The following is a 25,806-nucleotide window of genomic DNA, read 5'->3' as shown; positions in this document are numbered from 1 at the left end:
TGTCGATCGCCGCGTGTCGCTTGTTGGACAACGCCGGTGCGCCTTGGTCCAATCGCCGCGTCGGACCGGAATCGTACAACCGTGGGGAGTGGCCGGTGGACTCCTTCGTGCACCTGCACGTTCATACCGAATACTCGATGCTCGACGGCGCGGCCAAGATCGCGCCGCTGTTCGAGGAGGCCCGGCGGCTCGGCATGCCCGCGGTGGGCATGACCGACCACGGGAACCTGTACGGCGCCGACGAGTTCTACCGGCAGTCCGTCCGTGCCGGGCTCAAACCGGTGATCGGTATCGAGGCCTACCTCGCGCCCGAGTCCCGCTTCCACCGGAAACCGGTGTTCTGGGGGCGGCGCGGTGACGGCGGCGACGTCTCCGGCGGTGGCGCCTACACGCATATGACCATGCTCGCCGAGAACGCGACCGGGCTGCGGAACCTGTTCAAACTGTCCTCACTGGCCAGCCTGGAGGGCTACTACCGCAAACCCCGGATGGACCGCGAACTCCTCGCCCGGCATCACGAAGGCGTGATCGCCACGACCGGATGCCCGTCCGGCGAGGTGCAGACCCGGCTGCGGCTCGGCCAGCCGGAGGAGGCGATCCAGGCGGCTTCGGACTACCGCGACATCTTCGGCGCGGAGGACTTCTTCCTGGAACTGATGGACCACGGCCTCCCGATCGAGCGGTCCGTGCGGGACGGCCTGCTGGACATCGGCCGCCGGCTCGACTTGAAACCGTTGGCCACCAACGATTCGCACTACGTCACCCAGGATCAGGCGGCGGCGCATTCCGCGTTGCTGTGCGTCCAGTCCGGCAAGACCCTCGACGATCCCGGCCGGTTCAAGTTCGACGGCGACGGCTACTACCTCAAGTCCGCGGAGGAGATGCGCCGGTATTGGGACGCGGAAGTCCCCGGCGCGGCCGATTCCACGCTGCTCGTCGCCGAACGGATCCAGCCGTACGACGAGGTCTACCGGCACGTCGACCGCATGCCGGTCTTCGAAGTCCCCGAAGGACACGACGAGGCGTCCTGGCTGCGCGAAGAGGTCGCGGCCGGGCTCCGCCGCCGCCTCCCGGACGGCGTCCCCGACGCCTACCTCGCCCGTGCCGACTTCGAGATCGGCGTGATCGCCGAAAAGGGGTTCCCGGCGTACTTCCTGATCACCGCCGACCTGATGAACCACGCCCGCCGCGTCGGGATCCGGGTCGGGCCCGGCCGCGGTTCGGCGGCGGGCTCGCTCGTGGCGTACGCGCTCGGCATCACCAACCTGGACCCGATCGATCTCGGCCTGCTCTTCGAACGGTTCCTCAACCCCGAGCGGGTTTCCATGCCGGACATCGACATGGACTTCGACGACCGGCGCCGCGGCGAGATGATCCGGTACGCCACCGGCAAATACGGGGCCGAGCACGTCGCCCAGGTGATCACCTTCGGCACCATCAAGACGAAGGCGGCCATCAAGGACGCCGCCCGTGTCCATCATGGACAGAGCGGGTACGCGATCGCGGAGCGGATCTCCAAGGCGCTTCCGCCGCCGGTCGCGGCGAAGGACATCCCGCTCGCCGGAATCGTGGAGCCCGGTCACGAGCGTTACGCCGAAGCCGCGGAGGTCCGCGCGTTGCTGGAAGGCGACGGTGAGGCGGCCGAGATCTTCGCGACGGCGCGGGGGCTCGAAGGACTGATCCGCAACGCGGGGGTGCACGCGTGCGCCGTCATCATGTCGAGTGAACCGCTGCTCGACGCGATCCCGTTGTGGCGGCGGGACGACGGCGCGGTCATCACCGGCTGGGACTACCCGTCGTGCGAGGCCATCGGCCTGCTGAAGATGGACTTCCTCGGCCTGCGCAATCTCACCGTCATCGGTGACGCGCTCGACAACGTCAAGGCCAACCGCGGCGAGGAGATCGACCTCGACAGGCTCGGTGTCGAGGACACGGCGACCTACGAACTGCTCGCCCGCGGCGACAGTCTCGGTGTCTTCCAGCTCGACGGCGGCGCGATGCGGGATCTGCTGCGCCGCTTGAGGCCGACCGGCTTCGGCGACATCATCGCGGTGAACGCGTTGTACCGGCCCGGTCCCATCGCGATGAACACGCACAACAACTACGCGGACCGCAAGAACGGCAGGCAGCCGATCGAGTCGATCCATCCCGAGCTGGCCGAGCCGTTGCGCGAGATCCTGGCCGAGACGCACGGCCTGATCGTGTACCAGGAACAGATCATGCGGATCGCGCGCGACGTCGCCGGTTATTCCATGGGCCGCGCCGACGTGTTGCGCAAGGCGATGGGCAAGAAGAAGAAAGAGGTACTGGAGAAGGAGTTCGAGGGATTCCGGGACGGCATGGTCGCCAACGGCTTCTCCCGCGAGGCCGTGCGGGCGTTGTGGGACGCGATCCTGCCGTTCGCCGGGTACGCGTTCAACAAGTCCCACGCCGCGGGGTACGGCCTGGTCGGCTATTGGACCGCGTACCTCAAGGCGAATTACCCGGCCGAGTACATGGCGGGCCTGCTGACTTCGGTGGGGGACAACAAGGACAAGTCGGCGGTCTACCTTGCGGAATGCCGTCGGCTGGGGATCGAGGTGCTGCCGCCGGACGTCAACGAATCGGGGCTCCGGTTCTCGGCGGTGGGGGACGCGATCCGGTTCGGGCTGGGCGCGGTGCGCAACGTCGGCGCGAACGTCGTCGAGTCGATCATCGCGACCCGGCGGGAAAAGGGGAAGTACGCGTCGTTCGGCGACTTCCTCGACAAGTCGGCGCTGGTGGCCTGCAACAAACGGGTCGTCGAGTCCCTGGCCAAGGCGGGCGCGTTCGACTCGCTCGGGCATCCGCGGCTCTCGATCCTGCGGGTGCACGAGGGCGCGGTGGACGCCGTGGTGCCGTTGAAACGCAAGCAGGAAATGGGCCAGTTCGACCTCTTCGGCCCTGGCGAGGCGAGCCAAGACGGCACCTCGCCGCTCGCGCATCTCGAATTCGGTGCCGAGGAATGGCCGCGCAAGGAATTGCTCGCCCACGAACGGGAGATGCTCGGACTGTACGTGTCGGCGCATCCGCTCGACGGGGCGGAACGCGTCCTGCGCGCGCACGCGCCCCGCCCGATCGCGGCGATCCTCGACAATCCGCCACGGGAAGGTGAAGTGATCGTCGCCGGGCTCATCACGTCGCTGGAGCGGCGGGTGAACAAGAAGGGCGAACCGTGGGCCATCTGCACGATCGAGGATCTGGACGCGGCGCTCGAAGTGCTCTTCTTTCCCAAGGCGTACGCCCTGTTCGCGGCGGATCTGGCCGAGGACAACGCCGTCCGCGTCAGCGGCCGGGTGAACTGGCGGGAGGACAAGATGTCCGTCTTCGGCGGCGGCCTCGTGCCGCTCGACCTTTCCGCGGTGGAAGACGGGGAGCCGCCCCTGATCCTGCACGCGACCGCCGAGAGACTCACCGAGGACGCCGTTCTGGAATTGAAGCGGGCTCTGCTGGCACACCGGGGGAAGGTCCCGGTCCGGGTGGAGCTCGCCGGAACGGTGTACGCGCTCGACGACTATCCGGTAGCGGTCAGTTCGATGCTCCTGGGTGAGCTGAAGTCCATTCCCGGTATCACGCCGCGAGCCGCAGCAACCTGAGCTGCCCGATCTCGGACACGTTCTTCATCAGTTCGGAGTTCACCCAGGCGACGGTGTGGGCGAAGGTCAGCCCGGCATCCTCGCCGAACGGGTAGGCGGAGGGCGCGTCGAGGTCGGCGTCGGTCGAACGAGCCAGGACGGCCAGCCATTCGTCGCGAAGTCCGCGCAGCCAGCCGATGGCGGATTCTTCACCGGGCCAGATGATTTCGGTGCGCTCGCGCGGAGTTCGGCCGTTGGCGTGGTCCAGCGCGACGCTCCACCACCAGCCGATGTGCCAGGTGAGCCAGGCGATCGTGGGGACCGGGATCGGGTCGGGTTCGGCGTCGGCCCAGTCGGGAGTGCCGTCCGGGCGCACCGTCCAGCAGACAGCGGTGGGCTCCCAACGGAACTCCGCCGGTTCGAAGGTGGCGAGGTGGTACTCGAACAACGACCAGGTCAGGTCGAACTGCCAGCGCGACAGTCCGGAACGCGAGGTGGACATCCGCGGGATCCTGCCGCCGGGGCACCGCGGCCGCAACCGGATTACGGTGCGGACATGAGTTCCTATGTCGCGCAGCGGAACGGCGAGACCGCGACCGCCGAAGACCTGGCGCCACTCGCTTTCGCCGGTTTCGCCCACTTCACGGCCATGCAGGTGCGTGACGGCCTGGTCCGCGGGCTCGATCTGCACCTGGACCGGCTCCGGACGGCCTCGCTGGAACTGTTCGGCGACGCCCTGCCCGACGACCGGATCCGCTCGTACCTGCGCACGGCGATCGAGGCCGGGCCGGAGGACGTGTCCCTGACCGTGACGATCCACCTGCCGGGGGAACTCGAAGTCCTGGTGCGCACCCGGCCCCCGGCTTCCGGCCCGGCGGGTCCGCTCGCGCTGACGGCCGTCGACCACGAGCGCCTCCTTCCCGCCATCAAGCACACCGGCGAGATGGCCAAGACGTACTTCCGGCGTCAGGCGGAGGGTGAAGGTGCCGACGACGCGGCGTTCGTCGACCGGCGGGGCCGGTTGAGCGAGGCGACGATCTGGAACCTCGCCTTCTGGGATCGCGATACGGTGGTGTGGCCCGAAGCCGGCCTGCTGCGGGGAACGACGATGGGCATCGTGCGGCGGCGGCTGGCGGGACTCGATGTGCCGCAACAGGTGCGGGAGGTCACGCTCGCCGACCTGCCGGGGCTCGGCGGCGCGGTGGTCATGAACTCGTGGACGCCCGGGATCGCGGTGCGCCGGATCGGCGTGACGCCGCTGCCGGAAGCGCCCTCGTTCGTCGCGGCACTGCACCGGGCCTACGAAACGGAACCTCTCCTTCGACCTTGAAAGGGAAGACGCCGAGAAAGCTCCTCGTGATCGGCGCCTCCGAGACGATCGGGACCGCTGTCTCCGAAGCGCTCACCGCGCGCGGTGAACCGGACGGCGGCACCCCGGCGGCGGAAGTCGCGCGGAGCTACGCCGAGGCGGTCGAGACCGCGGGCCTCACGGGGCGGACGCTGACGCCGTAAAACGGCTTGACCGCGCTGCCACAGTGAATTCCCGTGACGAACCACGACGACAGAGACGATCTCCTCCGGTTGGCCGGGCTGGCGACTCCGATGGCGCTGCGGGTCGCGGTCACCCTCGGGCTGCCGGACCGGCTGTCCGGCGACGGCGCGACCGCCGACGACCTGGCGGCGGAACTCGGCCAAGCGCCGCTCGCGCTCGATCTGCTGCTGGGGCACCTGACCACCCTCGGCGTCCTCGAACGGACATCGGCCGGCTACCGCACCACCGAGTACGGGGCGAACCTGCGTGCCGACGCGGGAAACGGGCTCGCCGGACTCCTGGACATCAACGCCGCCGGCGGACGGGGCGAGCTGGCGTTCGTCGAACTCGCGCACAGTGTCGCCACCGGTCAGGCGGGCTACATCCGCCGCTACGGCCAGGACTTCTGGGCCGATCTCGCCGAGCGTCCCCACCTCCGTGAGACGTTCGACCGGCAGATGACCCAGCGGTTCCGGACGCAGGTGCCGGGTCTCGTCGCCGGTTTCGAGTGGTCGCGCTTCGACACGATCGTCGACGTCGGCGGAGGTCACGGCAGCCTGCTGGCCGCGATCCTGAAGGCCAATCCCTCGATGCGCGGCCATCTCGTCGATCTCGCGCCCACCGCGGCCGTCGCCGAGAAGGAACTGCGGGAACAGGGCCTCGGGGACCGGGCCGAGGTGACCGCGGGCAGCTTCTTCGACCCGCTGCCGGCCGGGGCGGACGCCTATCTGCTGTCCGACATCCTCCACGACTGGGACGACGAGCACGCCCATCGCGTCCTGGCCCGCTGCGCCGAGGCGGCCCGCCCGGGCGGCCGTGTCCTCGTCATCGAGGCGGTCGGCGGGATCGGGGCGCAGACCGAGTGGGACCTGGTGATGCTCGTGCTCTACGGCGGCCGCGAGCGGCGCCTCGACGAGCTTCGCGAACTCGCCGGCGTACACGGGCTGGTCTTCGACTCCCTCATCACGCTGACCGAACAGCGCAGCCTGCTGGAGTTCCACCGGCAAGATATTCCTTGACAGGAATATTCTTCTCAGTGAATACTTTGCGGCATGGAGCAGATCGCGGCAGCGCTGGGAGACGGCGCGAGGTGGCGCATCGTCGAACTCCTCGCCGAAGGGCCCCGGTCCGTCGGTGAGCTCGCCGAGCTGACCGGCCTGCGGCAGCCGCAGACCACGAAGCACTTACAGACCCTCGCCCGCGTCGGTCTCGTGACGGTCTTCCCGCTCGGGGCGCGTCGTGTCTACGCGGTCGAGGCGGGCCCGTTGAAGGACTTCGAGGGCCGGATGCGGGTGCTGAACGCGACCATCGAAGCGAACGAGGGTGAGCGCGATGTCCTCAAGCGCTACCAGGCCGCGATCTCCGCGGACACCGCGTCCGCGGACCAGGACCGGTGGGCGGACGGACGGGCGTTCACGTTCGACCGCCTGCTCGCCGCGCCGCCGACCGCCGTCTGGCGGCACTGGACCGACCCCGCGCTGCTCGCGGCCTGGTGGGCGCCGCCTTCGATGACCGTCACCGACTGCGTCATCGAGCCGTGGACGGGTGGCCGAGCCGTCCTCGACTACCGCGACGCGGAAGGCCGATACCGCTCCGCGGGCGAGGTGCGTGCCGCGACCGAAGCCGACCACCTCGAATTCGACCTCGCGGTGCTGGACGCCAAGGGGGACACCTTCTTCAGCGGTCACTACGACCTGAAGCTCACCGAAACGCCGGACGGGACCCGGCTCCGCCTCGACCTGCGCGTCACCGAAACCACCGTCGAGGCCGTCCCCTTCATCGCCGGCATCGAAACCGGCTGGGGCCAGGTGCTCGACAACTTCGCAGCTCAGCTCATCCGAGAAAAGGACCGAACGACATGACGAACCCGACCGGCCGCCGCGTCACCGCGAACATCGGCCTCACCCTCGACGGCCACTACAGCGGCCCGGGTGGTCCCGGCGACCTGGGCGCGATCGTCTCGTACGCCACCACCGACATCGCCCGCGCCCACCTCGCCCGCATCCACGAAAAGGCGACCACCGCGGTGCTCGGCAGACTGAACGCCGAGGGCTTCCTCGGCTTCTGGCCGGCCATCGCCGCCGACGCGAACGCCGACCCCCGTGACCGCGCCTACGCGAAGTGGCTCACGGACGCGGAAAAGGTGGTCTTCTCCACGACCCTGACCGACGCGCCCTGGGACCGCGCCCGCGTCGTGAACGCCCCCGTCGCCGACGTGATCGCCGACCTGAAGGCGAACGGAGACGGCGACATCCTGGTCAACAGCAGCGCCAGCGTCATCAAGGCACTGCTCGCCGCCGACCTGCTCGACCGGCTGTATCTGATGATCTGCCCCGAGATCACCGGCGGCGGGCAACGCCTGTTCGCCGACGGGCTGCCCGCGTCGAAGTGGACGCTGGCGTATCAGGAGGTCGGGGAACTCGGGGAGATGGCGCTGGTTTACGACCGGGCGCGGTGACGGCCGGGTCTTGAGTGGTTCGGGCGTGGTGCGCTGGAAGCGGGAGCGAACTCACCGAGGGCTCTTGCCCATCCCCCGACCGTGTACGAAAGGTACTTTCCAGGCGTGGTTGCCCATTTACCCTGTTCGTAGGCTTTCGCAAGGGGCGGCGTCCTTGGTGTCGAGTTTCAGCGCGCTGCCGCAGGAGACGGTGGCGCCGCCGGCAGTAGCCGCGCTGACACCGGTGAAGAGCAGGATCGCGCCGACGACGACCAGTGCGGCAACAATGCCGGCGAACTTGCGAGCGTCCATCGTGTTCTCCTCACGCGACGTGGTTCGGCTGTGAGGCCGTGTGGATCACGACATCCGTTGCTCACGTGACCGGACTGTGGCCGAACTGGCCGACGTCAACTGCGCCGAGAACCGCCCTGCCCATGTTCGTCGGTGTTCTTAACGATCACGACTTCGAGGGTGTCGGCGCCGTCCTGGGCGTTGTAGTACCAGACGGCAGGCACCAGGGTGGCCAACACGATACCCCCGCCGACGAGGATGATTCGCAAACGTTCGATCGCTTCCGTGCGGTCAACGAAGAACAAGATTACGAGGGGAAGTAGAACGAACAGGCCGATCACGGAAAAGTATCGGACGGCACGCCCGTACAGTGACCACCAGGTCTCTTGGCTGCGCCTGGACCACGGCGGGGCTTCGTCGTAGCGCATCTACTGGCCGTGGTGGCAGGCCGAGCCGCAGGTACGGCACACGGTGTTCTGGCCGTCCTTCACGATGCAGGTGCACTCGTGGTCGTAGCCGAGACCACCGAACCAGCGGAAGACGAATTGGGCGAGTCGCACGAGCGGTGACGATACTCGCACGCAGGGTCCTTGCTCAATGCTCGTGGCAGTGTTCGGCATGGGAACTCCCTCGCGTAACTCTTTGGTGATGGCGAACCGATGGGATCCCGCCGAAGGGAAAGCCCCCGGTGGAGCCGGTAACCGCCGGGGGCTTCTTCATGCCGTGCGATGTGGCATTTCTGTGGCACGCGCCTGCGGATGATCGTTATGCGACAGATCGTCCGCAGGTCAGGTGCCTCCTGTGGGCCCGGAGAGACTCGAACTCTCACTGGCACGGACCTAAACCGTGTGCCTCTGCCAATTGGGCTACGGGCCCCCAGCGCTGCCCCGAAATCGTAGCGTGCGACACGATCGGCGTTTCTCGGCGTGGCCGGTGCCAGCATGGGGGGTGGCGTCCTCTAACGTGGGCGTTCAGCAAGTCCGTCGCGGCGAGGAGGACACGTGGCTCGCGATCCCGAGACCATCGAGCGTGAGATCGAGCAGGCCAGGAACGCGCTGGTCGCCACGCTCGACCAGCTGGGTACGAAGGCGAACCCCGCGAAGCTGGTGGATTCCGCGAAGACCGGCCTCCGCGCGAAGCTGGACGAGCCCAGGGTGAAGTACCCGCTCATCGGCGGGGCTGTGCTGATCGGCGTGCTGCTGATCCGCAAACTCCTGAAGTAGGGGTCTCAGGAGGTCTGGGCCGCCTTGGCGGGTGTCTTGGCCGGCTCAGCCTTCTCCGGGACCTTCGCCTCGTCGACGGCCTTCGGGAGCTCCTTGCCCTGGGGCACCGGAGGCTTGCCACCGGTCTTCTCCTTGGCCTTGCCGTTCGACGGCGGAGGTACCTCGAGCGGCTCGATTTCCGGAAGCGTGAGCCTCGCCGTCATGTAGGCGGCGGTGAACTCCAGTGCACTGCCGTTGAGCAGGTGCACCACGGTCGACCGTTCCGGCGGGGACAGCTTCTCCACCAGCTGGTCGGCCCGGTCCCGTGCCGCGATGATGCCCGGCGCGCGCCCGGTCAGTTCCTTGCCGGAGCCGCTGACCGTGACCTTCCAGTCGTCGTCCTCCTGGACGTACGACGCGGTGATCGGTTCGGTCATCCGCCTCACCCCTCTCCTCGCGAGCATGCATCACTCGGTAAACTTCGCCACGCCGTCGTCATGACGCCACTTTCGGGTGGTGGCGCCCCCTCCTGACGGAGGTCGTGACTGTCCATCAGACTTTCTACAGGGTCATCGATACAGTAGGACAACTCTGTGTCACAAGACACTGGTGGCAATGTGCTCTGCGTGACCACCGAATGGCCTAAGGCGCGTACGTCTTCACGGTCGCTTCAGTGTGCTCTCGCGGCCAAACCCGACCAGAGGACGTCCATCGCGTAGCCGGTCGCCGTTTCGGGGCTGACGTCCTCGTGCCGCTCGCACCAGATCGCGAGCCGTTCGCACGCGCCGACGACGAACTCCGCGGATGCCTCGGCGCGAAGGTCGTCGCCCGCGTCGAAGTAATCGCTCATCAGCGCGGCGATCAGGTCGGTCTGCTGGCGCCGGGTCTGCTCGATCTCGTCGGCGGCACCGGTCCCGATCAGGGCCATCTCGTGGCGCAGCAGTGACCAGGCCTGCCGTCGCTCCCGGATGAAGACGAAGAAGGCGAGCAACCCGCGCCGCAGTGCGTCCTCGGCGGAGGTCGCGCCGACGGTCGCCCGTTCGGTGACCTCGCGCAACGCCGTCCGCGACTGCTGGATGCAGGCCAGCAGCAGTCCTTCTTTCGAGTTGAAATACTCGTAGAGCATCGGTTTGGAGACCCCGACGCGGTCCGCGATGTCGTCCATCGACGCCGCGCCGTAGCCGCGTTCGGCGAAGACTTCCTCCGCGATCTCGATCATCTGCCGCATCCGCTCTGCTCGTGGCATGCGTTTGCGCTTCGCCGTCGTCACCACGGCACTCTACCGAAGGTAACCTACTTCAAGTAAGGTGTACTCCCGGTAACAGGGCGCGGGACAACGTCGACGTCGTCACCGACGCCTTCGACGGCCTGGAGATCATCGGCCGGGACGGGCGCAACCTCGGCAAGGAATGGGCGACCGAGGGAATGCGGACGTATCAGGGCATCACCGTGTCCGGCTTCCCGAACCTGTTCTTCCTGCTCGGCCCGAACACCGGACTGGGACACAACTCCGTGGTGTTCATGATCGAAGCGCAGATCTCCTACGTCGCGCAAGCACTGCGGCTCGCGCGTGGCAAGGCGCTCGACCCGCGGCCGGAGGCGCAGGAGCGGTTCGACGCCGAGATCCAGCGCAAACTCGCCAAGGGCATCTGGACCCAGGGCGGCTGCCAAAGCTGGTACCTGGACGCGAAGGGCGTCAACCGCACGATCTGGCCGGGCTTCACCTGGCGGTACTGGCTCGACACCCGCAAGGTGCGGCGCGAGGACTACGAACTCCTCGGCTGAGGAGGAAAGAGGGAGGGTCCGTGAAAGCCAAGATGGGGGACATGGCCTTCACGGACCGGGGAACGCCGCGCTCATGAGGGGTTGAGCCGGCGAAGCCTTCCGATGAGATCGACGGTGGGGATGCCGCAGAGCTCGGCCATCCGCTCCAGCGCCGTGAAGTCGAGGTGGACCTCGGCGCTGCCGGCGTCGCCCGACCGTTTGAGCCGGTCGTGCGCCCACCGTCGCAGGGGGAACAGTTCCTCCTGGTCGTCCTTGACCACCAGGCGCAGGTCGACCCGGACACGGCCCGGTTCGTCCACGAACACCCGGCGATGCACCTTGGCCAGCAGATCCTGCGGCAGCTCGTCCATCGCGACGCACAGTTCGACCAGCCGCACCACGGAACAGTGCCGGGTGCCCAGCTCGTAGGTGGCCAGCGTCTGGAGCGAGATCTCGCTCTGCAGATGCTGGTTCAGTTCCTTGCGTGTCCAGCCACGTTCACGGCGGAGCTTGCGGAGCTCGTCTCCGAGTATCCGCTGATAGCTCTCAGCGTCGATCAGCACTCCCCATCCCCTGCCTTGCCAACCTTTTCCTCCGCTCGCCCGTGTGACAAAACCGGGGACGAGCGCGCTCACGTGGATGAAAGTCGGCAGGACGCCCGCTCTTACGCGATTTCGGGGGTGGTTTTCCTCTCGGTTGTGGTCTGCTGTGGTCCGCTGAGCCGAACGGGTGAAGAAAACCGGCTCGCAGAGACAGTTTCGGTGACTCTCGTGACCCGCAAGGCTCTTCGTCACCTGGGTGCAGCGGTGTCGCGAAAGGAGCTTCGCGACGAGTCGACCTGCTCACATGAAGGGATCCGAGGTCGCGCGAAGGAGAAGTGCGCGTCAGTTGACGCAGGGCACGCCTTCGGCCGTGATCGGCTGCTCGGCGGACTGCTCGGGCGGGGGTGCCGCCGCCGACGAACCGGCGACGTTCTGCGAGGAGCCGGCGTCTCCGGTGCCGCTCGGCGTCTTGAAGTCCGAGCCGAGGAACACCATCACGTGCCCGGCTTCGACACTCTTGTCCTCTTGGACGGTCGGGTTGCCGCCGAGTTCGTCGGCGACGGCCTGACCCGCCGCCTTCTGTCCCTTGGCGACCCAGATCACCGTCTTCCTGCGCGCACTCGCGGTGGCCGTGTCGCCGGCGGTGAAGCCCTTGTCGACGAGATGCTTCAGCACCGTCGAGGCCAGGCCGTCCCGGTTCGTGGAGTTGCGGACGTCGACCGTGGTCGCCTTGTTGGGCGACTCGGTGGGCGGTGCCTGCTGCTGCTCGCCGGGCTGCGGGCCCGCGAGCCCCTGGACGAAGTCCTTGACCTGCCTCGGGTCGACCTGGATGGCGACGCCGTCGTTCGGGGTCTTGTACTCGATGTTGACGATCGGGATCGTCCGGAACTCGAGCTGACCGCCGGTCAGGCTCTTCATCTGCTGCGCGAAACCGAAGACGTCCCAGTTCTGGTTGAGCACGACCGACTTCTTGATGGCCGTGATCAGGTCGTTGAGCTTGCCGGGATTCGCGAGGGTGCCCGCCGAGAGCACCTTCCGCGCCATCCCGGCCATGAACACCTGCTGCCGGACGACCCGGTCGAGGTCGCCGCGCGGCAGGCCGTGGCGCTGCCGGACGAAGCCGAGCGCCTCCACCCCGGAGATGGTGTGCAGGCCCTTGGTGAACTTCGCGCCGGAGAACTGGTCGCTGACGTTGGCGTTGAGGCAGACGTCGACCCCGCCGATGGCCTGGGTGATCTCGCTGAAGCCCAGCAGGTTGATGGCGGCGTAGTTGTCGATGGTGGAGCCGGTCAGCTGCTCGACGGTCTTGATCAGGGTCTTCGCCCCGGCCTCGTTGGCCTTCTGGTCGATCACCTTCTGGTCGGAGACGCCGTCCTCCTGTTGCTTCCTGCGCTCGTCGAGCATCGCGCGGGCATACGCCGAGTTGATCTTGTGCTTTCCGTGGCCGCCGGGAATGTCGACGTAGGAGTCGCGCGGCAGGGAGATCGCGACGGCCTTGGAACCGTCGTTGGGGATGTGCACGAAGATCAGCGAGTCGGTGTTCAGCTCGCCGTCTGCCTGTCCGGCGCGCAACTGGGCCAGCACCTCTTTGGACAGCGGGTTGCCCTGCGCGTCCGTGCGGCTGTCGAGACCGACGAGCAGGATGTCGCGGGCGCCGTCGGCGGGTTTGTCGCCCTCGTCGGCGCCGATGCCGACGTTCGCGAACGTCAAACCGTCCATCGCGGCCCACGCGTACCCGGTCAGGCCCATCACCAGCAGTGAGACCAGGCCCAGCGCGATCTTGGGGCCGCGGAACGACCGTCGGGGAGCACGGCGCGGGTCCGGATGGCGGACCGGCACGCCGGCGGCCTGGCGGGCGGGTACCTGCCGGTCTCCACGGGGCGGGGCCGGGCGGGAAGGAACGCGGCCGGGCGCGTCCTGCCCAGGCCGGGCGGGACGTCGGTCCCCATGCCCATTCCGAGGCGGATACTCCACGCGGTCTGCTCCTTCTGTTCGCTACCCGTCGACGGTCTTCTCAAGGGACGCATGGTGCCTGTTGAGGGTTGTCGCAGGATTACACATCCCCCCGGAGATGTGGCACGCACCATCGGTTTCCTCACTATGGTACGAAGAACCCCTGGTCAGCGCTGTGTGACTCACGGCAGGACACGCCGGGCGGCGCGGGCCGGGACCAGTGTGGCGGCCGCGGCGAGCGTCGCGACGACGATCGTCGCGACCGGCAGCGCGACCGAGGCGGCGCTCACCCGCTCGCCGTCGAGGGCATTCATCAGGGGCGGCGCGCACGCGACCGCACAGACCAGCCAGGGGCCCGTCATCCGGCTGGTGCCGTTCCGCACGGTGTGCAGCAGGTACACCCCGAGCAACAGGTTGACCAGGCTCTGGACCGGGCCGAACCGGAGCCCGAGGAGATCGGCGTCGGCGGACGCGTCACCGAATCGGGTGAGCGCGAAGCCGAACACGCCGAGCATCGCGTAGGCCATCCCGACCGTCGCCGCCGCTCGGCAGAACACCGCGGCGCGCAGCCCCGGCTCGTCGACCGCCCGCTGTGGCGGCCCGGAATGACGTTCGAACCACCAGAAGACGAGTACGGCGGGCACGGCCAGCAGGGCCGTCGCGAGCAGGACCCGCGGGCGCGCCAGCCAGCTGAGCCCGTCGACGAACGGTTCCGGCAGGTAGACGACCGCGACGAGCAGCAGCATCGCGGCCAGGAAACCGAGGTACAGGCTCATCGGGGCGCGGAGGACGAGGCGGGCGGTGGCGGCGACCGCGGGACGTTCGCCGAGCCGGGCCAGCGGCCGCGCGAGCAGGCCGAGGAGCGCGAGCTGGACCAGGCCGAGCAGGAGCACCCCCCACGGCGGGCCGGACAACGCGGCCGGGGCGCCGGGGCCGCCGAGCAGCATCGGCCCCTCGCCGCGGACGGCGACCGCGAGGCCGAGCCCGGCGGCGCCGGTGAACGCCGTCGCCAGGAGGACGCCACGCCGCAGGCGGGCTCCGCCGGCGTGGGCGAACGCCAGCTGCTGGACGAACAGGGCGAGGAACAACGTCTCCGCGTAGCGCGGGAGGGCCGAGCCGGACCAGTGCGCGGCGGCCTCGCTCGCCAAGGTCAAGGCCAGCAGCCCGGCGACGGAGACGGTCCGCGTCCGGCGATACAGCGTCAACAGCGCCGGCGCGAGCACGACGGTCAACAGGAAGACGCCGAGCAGCCAAAGCGGATGCAGCGCGATCCGCATGACGGTGGCGTTCGTCCCCGCCGGGATACCCAGCACCTCCAGCGCGAGCGGGACGACCAGCGCGACGACGGCGAAGAGCAGCGCCGGGCGCAACAGCGGGCTCGCCCGGTCGGCGAGGTACTGCGGGTAGCGGCCGCCGGTCGCGCGGATCGACCGCCAGCCCGCCTCGTTGATCCGGCCCACCGCGAAGAAGACGAGCGGACAGAGCTGGGCGAGCCAGGTGAACGGCCACAACGACCGCTCGGGCGCCCCCGCCCAGTGCGCCAGCGCGACGGCGGACTCCCCGAGCAGCATCAGCACGACACCGGCGACGCCGAGCAACGCCCACCGGCCGACCGGGGCCACCGGCCGCGGCTCGCGGGGAAGGGTGACGACGGTCCGGCGGGTGCGCACCCAGCCGCGGAGGCGGAACACCAGCAGCGCGCCGATCACCAGCACGCCGACGATCATCGGGCCGAGCGGGTCCCCGACCGGTGGTCCCCAGCGCTGATGCCAGGAGTTGAGCACCAGACCGGCGGTGTAGAGGGAGGCGACGACGTCGCAGGTGCCGCGCGAGTCCATCGGGTTGAGGACGCAGGCGTGGTGCATGTCGGCCGAAAGCCGGTCGTCGAGCGCGGCCCTGGCCTCCTGGCCGAGCGGGTGACCTTTGCGCTCGGCGTAGCGGAGGATGTCGTAGCCCAGGTCGTGGGCCTTGCAGGGGACCGCGTAGTCCCATTTGGTGTTGTCGTCGCCCCAGGGCGCCGAGCAACCCCCGTCGATGTGGACGGCACGCGCGGTGCCGTCCCGTGCCTTCAGCACGCCCGGGGTGACTCCGCTGACCGCGGTGAAGTCGGCGGGCAGTTCGGCGATGACGTTCTCGACCGGACCCGGCCGTACCAGCGCGTCGACCGCGTTCCGCGCGGCGAGGAGATCACCCGTCGGTGGGCCCTGGTCCGGTGGCGAGGCGGGCCGTGACGCGATCAGGCCGAACCCGAAAACCAGGAGCGTGACCAGCAGCAACCAGCCCGAAGTCGACCAGGGGCGCCGGATCCGGGCAGGACGCGCGGCGGCTTGGGCTGTCGCTGGCATGGCGTCCAGGGTGCCATCCGCCGGTCGAGGCCGATATCCGGATAACCCCCGGGGTTTCCGTGGGGGCCACCTGATGGTGTGAGGCGGCCGAAGGCGTTCAGTTCTCTGGACGCGGTCGTCCGGCGGGTCATGAGTGGCGTTTCGGGTCAGGGTCAAGGGTGGGTCGGGTACCCACCGGGGTGCGCCGGTGCGCCGATGGCGGTCTCGCGTGACTGGATGGCCGACACGCGTGTCCAGAGGGACGACACACCAGTCACCCTCGGCCTTCGGTGAGGCGCCGGTCCCTGTCCTGGGCGAACCGCACCTGGTTCCGGCCGTTCTCCTTGGCCACGTAGACGGCGGCGTCGGAGGCGTGCAGCAATTCCTTCAGGGAGGCACCGTGGCGAGGGAACAACGCCGCCCCGATCGAGGTGGTGCGGCCCGAGATCGTCACCCGGCTGCCCCTTTTGTCGGTAGTCACTATATGCAGTTCCGCGATGGCGCTGCGCACTCGCTCGGCGGCCAGTTTGGCCGCCGTTTCGTCGATATCCGGCAGGAGTACGAGGAATTCCTCGCCACCGAACCGGCCGATGACGTCGGCGGGCCTGGTGACCTCGTCCAATTTCCGGGCCACGTCGCGGAGGACGTCGTCACCCGCCGGATGTCCATATGTGTCGTTAATCCACTTGAAGTGGTCGAGATCAATCATCAGAAGCGCAAGGCCGTCGTCCGATCGGGCAGTCCTTCCCAGCGCCCGATCGGCCGACTCGGACCATCCGCGCATGTTCAGGACGCCGGTTTTCGGGTCCGTTCGCGCGTCGTTCTGCAGTTGGTCGATCTCGGCGAGGCGATTGAACACCACCGTCACCACGGCCATCACGATCACCATCGGTGGCATGATCAACAGCAGTACCGCGGTGACCGCGCCGAGGCCGATCGTGATGGCCTCCAGCAGGTTGTCGGCCGTATTGCCGAGCACGGTGGACGGTGAGGGCCGCTTCGGCGAGCCGATCGTGAGGATGCCGCCGATGTAGGCGATCTGCACCGCTTCGAAGACCATCCCGGTGAGGATCAGGACACCGAATTCCCCCAGGGTGTCCCAGCCGGAAATCAGTCCCCATTCGTGCGGGCCGAACGCGGCGAAGGTGAGCGAGGCCAAGGTCACCGAAACGCCGTGGGTGACCGAAGAGAACACGAAGTTGTGCGCGGGCCGCCGGGCGATGAACCAATGCTGGATCCGGACGATGGCGATGATGGAAAGCGTCAGTGAAAGCGGCAGGATGACCGCGGCCGGAAAAGTCCATACCGCGGTGAGGTCGATGAGTACGGTACGGCTGCGATCACGCCGTCTTTCCTCTTGTCGCTGGGTCAGCTGAATATGCGCGGTGGCGCCGACGGCGAGAATCGCGAAACGAACCCAATCCGTTCTTCCCGGATTCGTGGAATCCATCGTCGCGACGACCATGAGCGCGATTCCGATCGCCTCCATGGCGAAGAGGAACGCGATGAACCGTTTCGGCCGCTGCCACAGCGCCCACGCCCGGGGATCGTAGGGGTGGCGCTCCGGCGGATCGGCCCGATCACCTTCCGGGCTCGCCTGCCCGCGTTCGGTCACCGGTATGCCGCTGTCGGCGGCGGCCGTCGCCGTCGCATCGTCAAGGTCGCCGGCGCCGTCACCGTACTGGCGGCGGTCACCGGTCTCGGCTGGCAATTGCTACCTCTTTTCCGCGCGGACGGCACGGCTGAGTAATCTCACCGGTACCGACTGATACACCGTTCGTATTCCACGGCCGGTATCATCCCATCGCATCAGTTGTCCGACAGCGGCAAGGGTGCCCGCCGACACGGACCGGAGGTGGCAATCGTGTCCCGTGATTTCTGATCTTGGTGACTGAACATTTTTCAAGATGTGCCGAGGAAGGGGTGACCGATAGTGTCCAGCCGTGACTTCTGAGCCCGGACGAGGTATTAGTTCGCTGCCAGGTTCCCGGGAGGTGTCCGACCATGTCGAGCCGTGACTTCTGATCGCGAGTCGTTTCTTTTCGTTCCCGTGCCGAAGACCAAGGTCCGGTGTCGGTGTTCCGTCGTCGAGATTTCCGAGTACGCACCCGTCGGGCGGCCGAGCCGCCCCCAGGGTCGTCCGGTGTGGATTCGTCATGACGGCAACGGTTCCGGGCTGGTTCCGTCGATGTGCCGCCAGCTGAGCGCGACCAGTACGGCCAGCAGCAGGCCGACCACGCCTGCCAGCGCGATGGCCGAGGTCGCCGCCCCGAGCCGATCGGCGGCGAGCCCGCCGAGTCCCGCCCCTATTCCTTGAGCCACCCGCAACCCCGTGCGGTACACCCCGCCGGCACCACCCCGGAGTTCGTTCGGGACCCAGGTGATGAACGTGGCGCTCACCGTGATCAGGTACGCCCCCGCCGCACCCGCCGCCGCCAGCAGCAGCAACGCCGGGATCAGCCCCGGTTCGAATGCGAAGGCGATCAGGGCGACCATCGGCAGTGCCGCCAGGACGCCGAGCAGTTTCCGCCGTTGTCCCGCGGAGACGAACCGGGACAGCAGGAACGCCCCGACCACGAAACCCAGCGGATCGGCGGCCAGCAGCCAGCCGACGGCCTGCTTCCCCACGCCCATCTCCGCGGCGAGCGGGGCCGCGAGCCCCTCGGGAACGACGGCCAGGCCCACCAGCCACGAGAACCAGACCAGCACCCGCAGGTGACGGTTGCCGAAGACCTGCTTCACCGCGCCGAACCAGCTACCGCTGCCGTCGGACGCCGCCGCCCGCCGGGACACGGAGAAACGGACCACCGCCGCGCTCATCAGGAAGGTCGCGGCGTCCAGCGCCAGCGCCCAGCTCACCCCGACCTGCGAAACCAGCAGGCCGCCGCCCGCCAGGCCGAGCAGCATGGCGGTGTTGGTCGAGATGCCGCGGATGTCCTGGCTCTTGAGATAGAGGTCGTCGTCGGTGAACACCTCGCGCGTCAGCGCGTTCTGCGCCGCGTTGCCGGGCGCGTTCACCAGCCGTGCCAGCACCACCAGCCCGCACAACAGGGCGAGGGGGGTACCGGGGATCGCCATGATCGCGATCAGCAGCCCCTGGACCAGGGACGAGACGACGAGGACGGTGCGCCGCGGGTAGCGGTCGGCCAGCTGGGAGAGGCCGAGACCGCCGGCCAGGGCGGGCAGGAAGGTCAGGGAGTAGACCACCGCGGAGAGCAGCGCGGAGCCTGTCCGGTCGTAGACGAGGATCGCCAGCGCGACGATGGTGAGCTGATCCCCGATGAGGGACTGCACCTCGGCGAGCCAGAGTGCGCGGAACTCGCGGTTCGCCAGGGCGGCGGTCATCCGCGGCGCCGCGTTCGTCGTCACTGCGTGACCACCTCCCCCCGATCGGGTGAACTTGCTTCCCTCGCATTCTTGCCTGCCGTGTCACGTGGTCGACGAGGGAGTCACAGTCGATGTCCCGCCGGACAACGTTCAGTATGCCTCCGGCTACCCGGAGACGAACCGAAGTGCGGTGATTCCTTCGCCTGTTGGACCGATCGGGCTACGCCGTCCGACCGGTGGGTGACGTCGGCCTGACTCGCCCGCCGGTATCCGCGCGCCGTTCGCCGGGCCCTCGCTCGGCGCAGCCGGGCCGCCGTTCGCCGCCGTTCGGGCCCCGGCTGGGCCGAATGGCCCAACACTGAGTGGAGACCGGTCCGGAGGTGGAGGCCGGCTGGGTCAAAGGGGTGAAGGCGATGAACGGTTTGCTCGACGACAGGGCCGTCGTCGTGACCGGCGCCGGGCGGGGACTCGGTGAGGCGTTCGCGGTGCACGTGGCGAGGGCGGGCGGGTCCGTCGTGGTCAACGACATCGACGCCGAGCTGGCCGAACGGACGACGGGGAACATCCGCCGGTTCGGTGGCAGGGCGGTCGCCAGCGGGCACAGCGTCGCTGATCCGAAGCAGGCGCAGGAGATCGTCGACCTGTGCCTCGCCGAGTTCGGCGCGATCGACGGGCTGGTCAACAACGCGGGCCTGAACTACGAGGCGCTGCCCTGGGAGGACGACGTCGAACAGGCACGCGAGCTGGTGGAGGTGAACGTCCTCGGGGTCATGTACACGGGGCTCGCCGCGATCAAGGCGATGGTCGAAAGGGGCAGGCCGGGGTCGATCGTCAACATCTCCTCCGGGGCGTCACTCGGGCAGCGCAAGCTCGGTGTGTACGCCGCCAGCAAGGGCGCCGTCGCTTCGCTGACCTACTCCTGGGCGCTGGACCTGGAGGAGAGCGGGATCCGGGTGAACGCGGTCTGCCCGCTCGCGCACACCCGGATGGTGTGGAAGTCCGAACGGTCGCTGCGGGCCTGCCCGCCGGACCGGACGCCGTCGCGGATCGCGCCGGTCGTGCTCTTCCTCCTCGGCCCCGGCTCCGACGGGATCACCGGGCAGATGATCCGCTGCAACGGGCCGCAACTGCACGTCATGGGGCAGCCGTACCTGAAGCAGCCCATTCTCGAGCGGCCGGTGTGGGACACCGAGACCGTCCAGCGCGCCTTCGACGAGGTCTTCAGCGCGCACTTGGAGAACTACGGCCTCGAAAAGCGTGTCCCGCCCCGGCTGCGGAAGTGGACGGAGTCGACCCGGACGGCCTAGCTCGCGTGAGCCGACGGACGACCCGCCCGCGCGGGAGAGTCGTCCGTCCGGTCACGCGAGTCGTCCGCCTGATCACGCGAGTCGTCCGCCGGCGGGGCGTCGGGTAGGCAGGGCCATTGGCACGTGCCGCCGACCCGGACGGCTTGACCGCCTTAGCCGACCACGAAGGGCAGCTTCGCGGCCAGGTCGCCGAGTTCGGCCTTCTCGGCGTCGGTCGGCTTGCGGCGGCCGGTGCCGACCAGCAGCGCGTCCGTGTCGGAGAACGACGCCGGGAACTTCTCGCCGGTGCGCTGCTCGAGAAGCTGCCGTGTCCTGGCGAGACTGTCGGCGGCGGGTCCGTCGACATGCGGCAGATGCGCGACCAGGTCGAGGTGGTGCAGCGTCCATTCCAGGACATACGCGGCCAGGAAGTCCCCGGCCGACAGGACGATGTCGCGCGTGGCGACCCGCGTCCCCGGGTCGGCGAGGTCGGCGGCCCGGCCCGCGGCGGAACCGACGTCGTCGAGATGGAACTTGAGCAGCCGGGGTTCCCGGTAAGCGGCGGCGAGACGCACGATCAGCGCGTCGAGGTCGTCTTCGCCGGTCGGCGGCTTGCCGGCGAGCTCCCAGTAGGTGACGGCGTCGCGCGTGGGTTCGGTGCCGGCGGGAGTGGCGAGGGTGATCAGGACGTCCTGCGCGTCGATCACGAGGTGACACACCAGGTCCTGCACCAGCCAGCCGGCACAGCCGGACGGTTTGGCGAAATCTTCGTCGGGGGTCGCGGCGACGGCGGCGAGCAGCGCCGCCCAGGAGCGGGAGAAGAGATCCACGGCGGCAAGTTAGCAGCGGCCGCTCGCCGGTGGCGACCCCTTTCGGCGCCGAGACGACCGGAACGCGCTCCCCCGTGTCCAGGCACGCGTCTTACGACTTGCCGCACGCCCCACGCCACCTCTCCCAAGTACATGAAGGCCCCCTTCCTGTACCTAAGCGCAAGGAAGGGGGCCTTCATATACTTCAGGAGCCGGCGGCGGGGGCGGGTTCCGGAGCGGAGGCCGGGTACAGGTCCGCGATCGTGGGCGCGTAGCGGTCGTTGATGACCCGCCGCTTCAGCTTCAAGGTCGGGGTCACCTCGCCGCTGTCGGGCGTCCATGCCCGGGGGAGCACGTGGTACCGCTTGATCTGCTCGATCCTGGCCAGCCGCGCGTTCGCCGCCTCGACGGCCTTCTCGATCTCCGCGCGGACTTCCGCGTTGTCGGCGAGCGCTTCCCCTTCGGCGAGCTGGATGCCGTTCGCGCTCGCCCAGCCCGGCGCGATCTCGTCGTCGATGACGATCAGCGCGGTGACGTACGGCCGTTTCTCGCCGATCGCGACGGCCTGCCCGATCAGCGGGTGTTCCTTGAGCAGTCCTTCGATCTTCGTCGGCGCGATGTTCTTGCCGCTCGAAGTGATGATCAATTCCTTCTTGCGGTCGGTGATCGTGACGAAGCCGCGGTCGTCGATCGTCCCGATGTCGCCGGTGGCGAGCCAGCCGTCGGCGTCGACGTCCGGCTTGATCGTGCCGTCCTCCTGCAGGTAGCCGAGGAACACGATGGCGCCGCGGACGAGGAGTTCGCCGTCTTCGGCGACCTTCACCTCGATACCCTCCAGCGGACGGCCGACCGAACCGGCCTTGAACGCCGACGGCGTGTTCGAGGTGACCGCGCCGGTGGTCTCCGACAGTCCCCAGACCTCCTGGATCTCGACGCCGAGCCCGGCGATGAAGTACAGGACCTCCACCGGCAGCGCGGCGGCACCACTGGAGGTGACCTCGATCCGGTCGAGGCCCAGCATCGTCCGCACCGGGGCGAGCACGGCGGCGTCGGTTCGCGCGATCTTCTCCGCGAGTTCCGGCGGCACCTCCTTGCCGTCACTGCGCAGTTTGTAGCCCTGTAGCAGCAATTCGTTCGCGCCGAGCAGCCCGTTCCGTTTCTCCTCCGGAAGCGAGCCGAGCAGGTTCTTCAGGCCTGCCGCCATCTTTTCCCACACCCGTGGGACGCCGAAGAAGCTCTGCGGGCGCACTTGGCCCAGCGCGCCGACGACGCCCGTCGGGTCGCCGACGGTGTGCACGTGCCCGGCCCACACGATCGGCATGTAGATCGACAGTTCGCGTTCGGCGATGTGCGCGAGCGGCAGGTACGCGATGTTCGTGGCGTGCATCGGGGAGCCGTGCCGCTTCTGGACGGCGACGGCCTGGTGGATCGCGTTGCGGTGCGACAGCACGACACCTTTGGGGTCGCCGGTGGTGCCGGAGGTGTAGATCATCGCCAGCGGGTCGTCCGGGGCGATCGAGGACCATGCCGTCTCGAACGCCTGCGGGTCGGCCGCGTGCGCCTCCGCGCCCGCCGCGCGAAGTTCGGCGAAGGACAGGAACCGCTTGTCGCCCGGAGGGAGCACGGACGCGTCGAGCACGACGACGTGCCGCAGCGCGGGCAGGTCGTCGAGGACCTGCGACCAGCGGCCGAGTTCGTCGGCGCCACCCAGGACGACGACGCCGGCGGCGCTGTGCCGGGCGACGAACCCGATCTGCTCCGGGCTGAGCGTCGCGTAAGCGGTGCAGGGAATCGCGCCGAGGTGGGCCGCGGCGAGGTCGGCGATCAGGTGTTCGGGACTGCTCGGCGCCATGATCAGCATCCGGTCGCGCACGCCGATCCCGAGGGCGGCGAGCCCGCGCGACACCTCCGCGATGGCGGTGCGGAATTCGGCCCAGTTCAGGGTCGGCTGGCCCTCTTCATCGAGTGACGTGACCGCCGGCAGCTCACCGAACTCCCTGGCGTTGCGGTGAAGCAGGGCGGGGATGGTCTGGCCTTCGATCTGCTCGGCGACGGTCGGCTGGATGGTCAACGCTGCCTCCTCGATGCTGCCTGATCAGGCACACTGTAAGGGCTGTCAGCAGTGCTGGACAGAGAATCGCGGCCACGGTCGTGGCCCGCGAAATGTCCACCTTTTCCGTTTTCACCGCGTCAGTCCCGAACATTCCCGAGCATGGAGGAGCCACGACGATGACCGGTTCGGCACGCGAGTTGATCGACGCGGTGCAGGCGGAACTGGCACCGCACGACGACGACAACCGGCTCGTCCCGTCGGTCGCGGCGGGTGAGGCGGCACGGGGGATCTTCGCGGCGATCGCCGCGGAGGAGTACCGGATCGTCCGCAGTGATCGGCGCGGTTTCCTGCATCTCGCGTCCCGTGCGCGGGAGCGGAACGCACAGGAGTTCTTCGCGGCCTTGGCCGCCGGGGAAGGGCTGGCGCTCGGCAAACTGCCGGCGCTCGCCGAGGAGCCGCCCGGCTTCGAGCCGCGCGCGGGATGCCAGGCGTATCCGGCGTTCGTCGCCTGGCTGGCGCTCAACGGCGAACCGGCGGACGTCATCGTGGCGATCATCGCGAACTTCGCCGCCTTCGGCCGGTACTGCGCCGCGATCGCCGCCGCGATGCGTGAGCGCTACGGCTTCGACGACGAGGCGTGCGCCTTCTTCGATTTCTTCGGCACGCCGTCGCCGGAGCTCGAGGAGCTCGCCGTACGCGCCGTGCAGGCCGCGCTCGACGCCGGGGAATTGTCCGAAAAGGACGCCCGGACCCACGCGCGGTTGTTCCAGGCGTACGAGCTGGACTTCTGGAACACTCTCGCCGACGATGACCACCGTGACTGATCTCGTAGCGGAGGCCGCCGCCCTGGACGCGGCCGATCCCTTGGCGCACAAGCGAAACGAATTCGACCTCGACGCCGAGGTCGCCTACTTCGACGGCAACTCGCTGGGCGCCCCGCCGAAACACGTGGCGGACCGGGTCGCCGCGGTCGTCCGCGAGCAGTGGGGCGGACGGCTCATCCGGTCCTGGTCGGAGGGCTGGTGGGAGGCGCCGATGCGGGTCGGCGAGCGGATCGCACCGCTGGTCGGTGCCGCGCCGGGGCAGCTCGTCGTGGCGGATTCGACCAGCGTGAACCTGTTCAAGGCGCTCGTCGCGGCCACCCGACTCGGGCCGGGCCGCGACGAGATCCTCGTCGACGCGGACACGTTCCCGACCGACGGCTACATCGCCGACGAGGTCGCCCGGCTTACCGGGCGCGTGGTGCGCCGCGTCGTCGCCGAGGACATGCCGCGCGAGGTGAGCGAACGGACGGCCGTCGCGCTGATCAACCACGTCGACTACGTCACCGGCCGCGCCCACGACATGGCCACGCTGACCGTCGCGCTGCACCGGGCGGGCGCGCTGGTGCTCTGGGATCTCTGCCACAGCGTCGGCGCGCTGCCGGTCGAGCTGGACGCGGCGGGCGTGGACCTCGCTGTCGGCTGCACCTACAAGTTCCTCAACGGCGGTCCCGGTGCGCCGGCTTTCCTCTATGTGGCAACGAAATGGCTGGAGAGCTTCGAGCAGCCGCTGGCAGGCTGGGCGGGTGACCGCGACCCGTTCGTGATGCGCGGTGCGTACGAGGCGAGCGACGGCATCCCGCGCGGCCGCGCGGGCACTCCCGACATCCTCTCGCTGCTCGCACTGGACGCGGCCCTCGACGTCTGGGACGGCGTGGATCGCGGGCTGCTGCGGGCGAAGGGACTCGCGCTCGGCGAGTTCTTCTTCCAGTGCGCGGACGAACTCCTCGACGGCGCGACGATCGCGACCCCGCGCGGCCAAGACCGGGGACATCAGATCTCGGTCGTCGACGAAGACGCGGCCAAGACGATGGCGGCCCTGATCGAACGCGGGGTGATCGGTGACTTCCGCCCACCCGACGTGCTGAGGTTCGGGCTGGCTCCGCTCTACACCACCTACGGCGAGGTGCTCCGCGCCGTCACGACGCTTCGCGCGCTCCGGCACGAAAACAAGGAATTTCCTTCGGGAATCGGTGGCAAATAGGTGATCGTGTCGCCCCGGTGGGGGAGAGCGGGCGCTCTTCCGCGCATCCGCTGTTAATCTCGATATCGCTCTTGTCGCGCGTGTGACGTAGATCCTTTCCCTGTGGCGTAAGGGAAACCCGCACCGCGCAGGCGAGGCGCGGGCCCGGCGCCTGGAAGAGGAGGGGATCGTGACGTTCACCTGTACCGCCGTCGCCGTGACCGGTGTCGCCTCCGGGTTTCTGCTCAACGAGTTCGGCTCCCGATACCCGGTCGAGACGGTGCTCGTCGCGATCCTGAGCTGCGGGGTGGCGACCCTCTGCTGGGCGGGTGCCCGGATGCTCCGGGACGCCTCGGCCAAGGTCGACGCGCTCCTCGGCGAGGTCGGCCGCGCCGACGAAGATCAGTGCGCCGAATCGGCGGCGACAAGTGTCCGTAATTCTCGATTCCGGGGCGCGAACGGCGTTACGACGGCGTTCCTCCGCGGTGATGTCGTTCGCAAACCGAACGGTATGTGGAGTGCCGATCCGAAAGCGTGAGCGACGTCACGGCGAGTGATTTTCGCCGGTTTATCCGCGGTGAAGCGAACGCGGCGAGCGGTCACTTGATCGAATCCGAAGAGCGTCGATGGTGGCACTGCCTGCGGTAAACCGCCAGGTGACCTACTGGTGAGTCACTTGGCGCGACGCGC

The 25,806-nt window shown here is 68.7% G+C and carries 24 protein-coding genes, 1 tRNA gene and 1 pseudogene; 12 read left to right on the top strand and 14 right to left on the bottom strand.

All coding sequences use genetic code 11. The features are described 5' to 3' along the window. The first annotated feature begins 95 nt into the window (after positions 1-95). A complete protein-coding gene (gene dnaE / locus P3102_RS29595) occupies positions 96-3,614 on the top strand; it encodes a DNA polymerase III subunit alpha (RefSeq protein ID WP_276363568.1) in 3,519 nt (1,172 codons plus the stop codon). On the opposite strand, the gene P3102_RS29590 is transcribed toward dnaE, so the two are convergent. After that, the gene (locus tag P3102_RS29590; RefSeq protein ID WP_276363567.1) at positions 3,589-4,095 is read right to left on the bottom strand and encodes a DinB family protein; all 507 of its coding nucleotides are present in this window, start codon (positions 4,093-4,095) and stop codon (positions 3,589-3,591) included. The genes dnaE and P3102_RS29590 overlap by 26 nt on opposite strands. A gap of 54 nt (positions 4,096-4,149) precedes the next feature. Here P3102_RS29590 and P3102_RS29585 point away from each other — a divergent pair, with 54 nt between their 5' ends. From P3102_RS29585 to P3102_RS29565, 5 genes are read left to right on the top strand one after another with little or no spacing between them, the layout of a single operon-like run. After that, the gene (locus P3102_RS29585) at positions 4,150-4,923 is read left to right on the top strand and encodes an aminotransferase class IV family protein (protein ID WP_276363565.1); all 774 of its coding nucleotides are present in this window, start codon (positions 4,150-4,152) and stop codon (positions 4,921-4,923) included. 26 nt (positions 4,924-4,949) lie between these two features. Then, positions 4,950-5,105 (top strand): hypothetical protein, encoded by a 156-nt coding sequence (locus tag P3102_RS29580; RefSeq protein WP_276363564.1) that lies wholly within the window; start codon positions 4,950-4,952, stop codon positions 5,103-5,105. A gap of 33 nt (positions 5,106-5,138) precedes the next feature. Then, on the top strand, positions 5,139-6,143 hold the full coding sequence (locus P3102_RS29575) for a methyltransferase (protein ID WP_276363562.1): 1,005 nt from the start codon (positions 5,139-5,141) through the stop codon (positions 6,141-6,143). Positions 6,144-6,176: 33 nt separating this feature from the next. Further along, a complete protein-coding gene (locus P3102_RS29570; RefSeq protein ID WP_276363561.1) occupies positions 6,177-6,986 on the top strand; it encodes a metalloregulator ArsR/SmtB family transcription factor in 810 nt (269 codons plus the stop codon). Beyond that, the gene (locus P3102_RS29565) at positions 6,983-7,582 is read left to right on the top strand and encodes a dihydrofolate reductase family protein (RefSeq protein WP_276363559.1); all 600 of its coding nucleotides are present in this window, start codon (positions 6,983-6,985) and stop codon (positions 7,580-7,582) included. Before P3102_RS29570 ends, P3102_RS29565 begins: the two co-directional genes overlap by 4 nt. Positions 7,583-7,699: 117 nt before the next feature. Here P3102_RS29565 and P3102_RS29560 read toward each other — a convergent pair whose 3' ends face one another. From P3102_RS29560 to P3102_RS29545, 4 genes are all read right to left on the bottom strand, one after another. Continuing rightward, the gene (locus P3102_RS29560) at positions 7,700-7,873 is read right to left on the bottom strand and encodes a hypothetical protein (RefSeq protein ID WP_276363558.1); all 174 of its coding nucleotides are present in this window, start codon (positions 7,871-7,873) and stop codon (positions 7,700-7,702) included. A gap of 95 nt (positions 7,874-7,968) precedes the next feature. Beyond that, positions 7,969-8,280: a hypothetical protein gene (locus tag P3102_RS29555; protein WP_276363556.1), complete on the bottom strand. Its 312-nt coding sequence runs from the start codon at positions 8,278-8,280 to the stop codon at positions 7,969-7,971. Next, positions 8,281-8,412, bottom strand: a complete 132-nt coding sequence (locus P3102_RS29550; protein WP_276363555.1) for a hypothetical protein — start codon at positions 8,410-8,412, stop codon at positions 8,281-8,283. Positions 8,413-8,654: 242 nt separating this feature from the next. Further along, positions 8,655-8,728: transfer RNA gene (locus P3102_RS29545), tRNA-Leu, on the bottom strand. Positions 8,729-8,853: 125 nt separating this feature from the next. Between P3102_RS29545 and P3102_RS29540 the strand changes: the two genes are divergently transcribed. Further along, complete coding sequence (locus P3102_RS29540) at positions 8,854-9,075, top strand: DUF3618 domain-containing protein (protein WP_276363554.1); 222 nt, start codon at positions 8,854-8,856, stop codon at positions 9,073-9,075. Positions 9,076-9,080: 5 nt separating this feature from the next. Here P3102_RS29540 and P3102_RS29535 read toward each other — a convergent pair whose 3' ends face one another. Next, entirely contained in the window at positions 9,081-9,491 is a 411-nt protein-coding gene (locus tag P3102_RS29535) for a hypothetical protein (protein WP_276363553.1), read from the bottom strand. A 233-nt stretch (positions 9,492-9,724) separates the two neighbouring features. After that, complete coding sequence (locus tag P3102_RS29530; protein WP_276371409.1) at positions 9,725-10,282, bottom strand: TetR/AcrR family transcriptional regulator; 558 nt, start codon at positions 10,280-10,282, stop codon at positions 9,725-9,727. Positions 10,283-10,401: 119 nt separating this feature from the next. Between P3102_RS29530 and P3102_RS29525 the strand changes: the two are divergent. Then, a pseudogene (locus tag P3102_RS29525) lies at positions 10,402-10,839 on the top strand (4-hydroxyacetophenone monooxygenase); the annotation flags it as partial. 71 nt (positions 10,840-10,910) lie between these two features. On the opposite strand, the gene P3102_RS29520 reads toward P3102_RS29525, so the two are convergent. From P3102_RS29520 to P3102_RS29500, 5 genes are all read right to left on the bottom strand, one after another. Next, the gene (locus P3102_RS29520) at positions 10,911-11,381 is read right to left on the bottom strand and encodes a helix-turn-helix domain-containing protein (protein ID WP_276363551.1); all 471 of its coding nucleotides are present in this window, start codon (positions 11,379-11,381) and stop codon (positions 10,911-10,913) included. Between the two features lie 321 nt (positions 11,382-11,702). After that, a complete protein-coding gene (locus tag P3102_RS29515) occupies positions 11,703-13,109 on the bottom strand; it encodes an LCP family protein (RefSeq protein ID WP_276371407.1) in 1,407 nt (468 codons plus the stop codon). A 386-nt stretch (positions 13,110-13,495) separates the two neighbouring features. Then, positions 13,496-15,658, bottom strand: a complete 2,163-nt coding sequence (locus P3102_RS29510) for a phospholipase A2 (RefSeq protein ID WP_276363550.1) — start codon at positions 15,656-15,658, stop codon at positions 13,496-13,498. Positions 15,659-15,911: 253 nt separating this feature from the next. Next, positions 15,912-17,348 carry a GGDEF domain-containing protein gene (locus P3102_RS29505; RefSeq protein WP_276363548.1) on the bottom strand — a complete coding sequence of 479 codons (1,437 nt, stop codon included), beginning with the start codon at positions 17,346-17,348 and terminating at the stop codon, positions 15,912-15,914. A gap of 443 nt (positions 17,349-17,791) precedes the next feature. After that, on the bottom strand, positions 17,792-19,006 hold the full coding sequence (locus tag P3102_RS29500) for an MFS transporter (protein WP_276363547.1): 1,215 nt from the start codon (positions 19,004-19,006) through the stop codon (positions 17,792-17,794). Positions 19,007-19,377: 371 nt separating this feature from the next. Between P3102_RS29500 and P3102_RS29495 the strand changes: the two genes are divergently transcribed. After that, positions 19,378-20,271 (top strand): SDR family oxidoreductase, encoded by an 894-nt coding sequence (locus P3102_RS29495; protein WP_276363545.1) that lies wholly within the window; start codon positions 19,378-19,380, stop codon positions 20,269-20,271. Positions 20,272-20,423: 152 nt separating this feature from the next. Here the strand turns inward: P3102_RS29495 and P3102_RS29490 are convergent, their stop codons facing one another. Together P3102_RS29490 and P3102_RS29485 are read right to left on the bottom strand one after the other, a co-directional pair. Further along, a complete protein-coding gene (locus P3102_RS29490) occupies positions 20,424-21,080 on the bottom strand; it encodes a maleylpyruvate isomerase N-terminal domain-containing protein (protein WP_276363543.1) in 657 nt (218 codons plus the stop codon). 184 nt (positions 21,081-21,264) lie between these two features. Then, positions 21,265-23,130: a long-chain fatty acid--CoA ligase gene (locus P3102_RS29485; RefSeq protein WP_276363542.1), complete on the bottom strand. Its 1,866-nt coding sequence runs from the start codon at positions 23,128-23,130 to the stop codon at positions 21,265-21,267. Between the two features lie 158 nt (positions 23,131-23,288). On the opposite strand from P3102_RS29485, the gene P3102_RS29480 reads away from it, so the two are divergent. The 3 genes from P3102_RS29480 (at position 23,289) to P3102_RS29470 (ending at position 25,654) form a co-directional block, all read left to right on the top strand. Further along, positions 23,289-23,936 (top strand): transcriptional regulator, encoded by a 648-nt coding sequence (locus tag P3102_RS29480; RefSeq protein WP_276363540.1) that lies wholly within the window; start codon positions 23,289-23,291, stop codon positions 23,934-23,936. After that, positions 23,920-25,137 (top strand): aminotransferase class V-fold PLP-dependent enzyme, encoded by a 1,218-nt coding sequence (locus P3102_RS29475; protein ID WP_276363538.1) that lies wholly within the window; start codon positions 23,920-23,922, stop codon positions 25,135-25,137. Before P3102_RS29480 ends, P3102_RS29475 begins: the two co-directional genes overlap by 17 nt. Positions 25,138-25,306: 169 nt before the next feature. Then, positions 25,307-25,654, top strand: a complete 348-nt coding sequence (locus tag P3102_RS29470) for a hypothetical protein (RefSeq protein WP_276363537.1) — start codon at positions 25,307-25,309, stop codon at positions 25,652-25,654. Positions 25,655-25,806 lie beyond the last annotated feature (152 nt).

The sequence above is a fragment of the Amycolatopsis sp. QT-25 genome, assembly GCF_029369745.1.
Classification (GTDB): domain Bacteria; phylum Actinomycetota; class Actinomycetes; order Mycobacteriales; family Pseudonocardiaceae; genus Amycolatopsis.
This window is presented reverse-complemented; position numbering and strand designations above follow the sequence as displayed.

What these genes read in the sequence shown, in the direction of transcription:
- P3102_RS29530 (WP_276371409.1), bottom strand. Translation starts at nt 10,282, where the DNA reads ATGCGGCAGATGATCGAGATCGCGGAGGAAGTCTTCGCCGAACGCGGC.
- P3102_RS29570 (WP_276363561.1), top strand. Translation starts at nt 6,177, where the DNA reads ATGGAGCAGATCGCGGCAGCGCTGGGAGACGGCGCGAGGTGGCGCATC.
- P3102_RS29510 (WP_276363550.1), bottom strand. Translation starts at nt 15,658, where the DNA reads ATGCCAGCGACAGCCCAAGCCGCCGCGCGTCCTGCCCGGATCCGGCGC.
- P3102_RS29555 (WP_276363556.1), bottom strand. Translation starts at nt 8,280, where the DNA reads ATGCGCTACGACGAAGCCCCGCCGTGGTCCAGGCGCAGCCAAGAGACC.
- P3102_RS29515 (WP_276371407.1), bottom strand. Translation starts at nt 13,109, where the DNA reads ATGGGCCTGACCGGGTACGCGTGGGCCGCGATGGACGGTTTGACGTTC.
- P3102_RS29560 (WP_276363558.1), bottom strand. Translation starts at nt 7,873, where the DNA reads ATGGACGCTCGCAAGTTCGCCGGCATTGTTGCCGCACTGGTCGTCGTC.
- P3102_RS29475 (WP_276363538.1), top strand. Translation starts at nt 23,920, where the DNA reads ATGACCACCGTGACTGATCTCGTAGCGGAGGCCGCCGCCCTGGACGCG.
- P3102_RS29590 (WP_276363567.1), bottom strand. Translation starts at nt 4,095, where the DNA reads ATGTCCACCTCGCGTTCCGGACTGTCGCGCTGGCAGTTCGACCTGACC.
- P3102_RS29480 (WP_276363540.1), top strand. Translation starts at nt 23,289, where the DNA reads ATGACCGGTTCGGCACGCGAGTTGATCGACGCGGTGCAGGCGGAACTG.
- P3102_RS29585 (WP_276363565.1), top strand. Translation starts at nt 4,150, where the DNA reads ATGAGTTCCTATGTCGCGCAGCGGAACGGCGAGACCGCGACCGCCGAA.
- P3102_RS29535 (WP_276363553.1), bottom strand. Translation starts at nt 9,491, where the DNA reads ATGACCGAACCGATCACCGCGTCGTACGTCCAGGAGGACGACGACTGG.
- P3102_RS29495 (WP_276363545.1), top strand. Translation starts at nt 19,378, where the DNA reads ATGAACGGTTTGCTCGACGACAGGGCCGTCGTCGTGACCGGCGCCGGG.
- P3102_RS29565 (WP_276363559.1), top strand. Translation starts at nt 6,983, where the DNA reads ATGACGAACCCGACCGGCCGCCGCGTCACCGCGAACATCGGCCTCACC.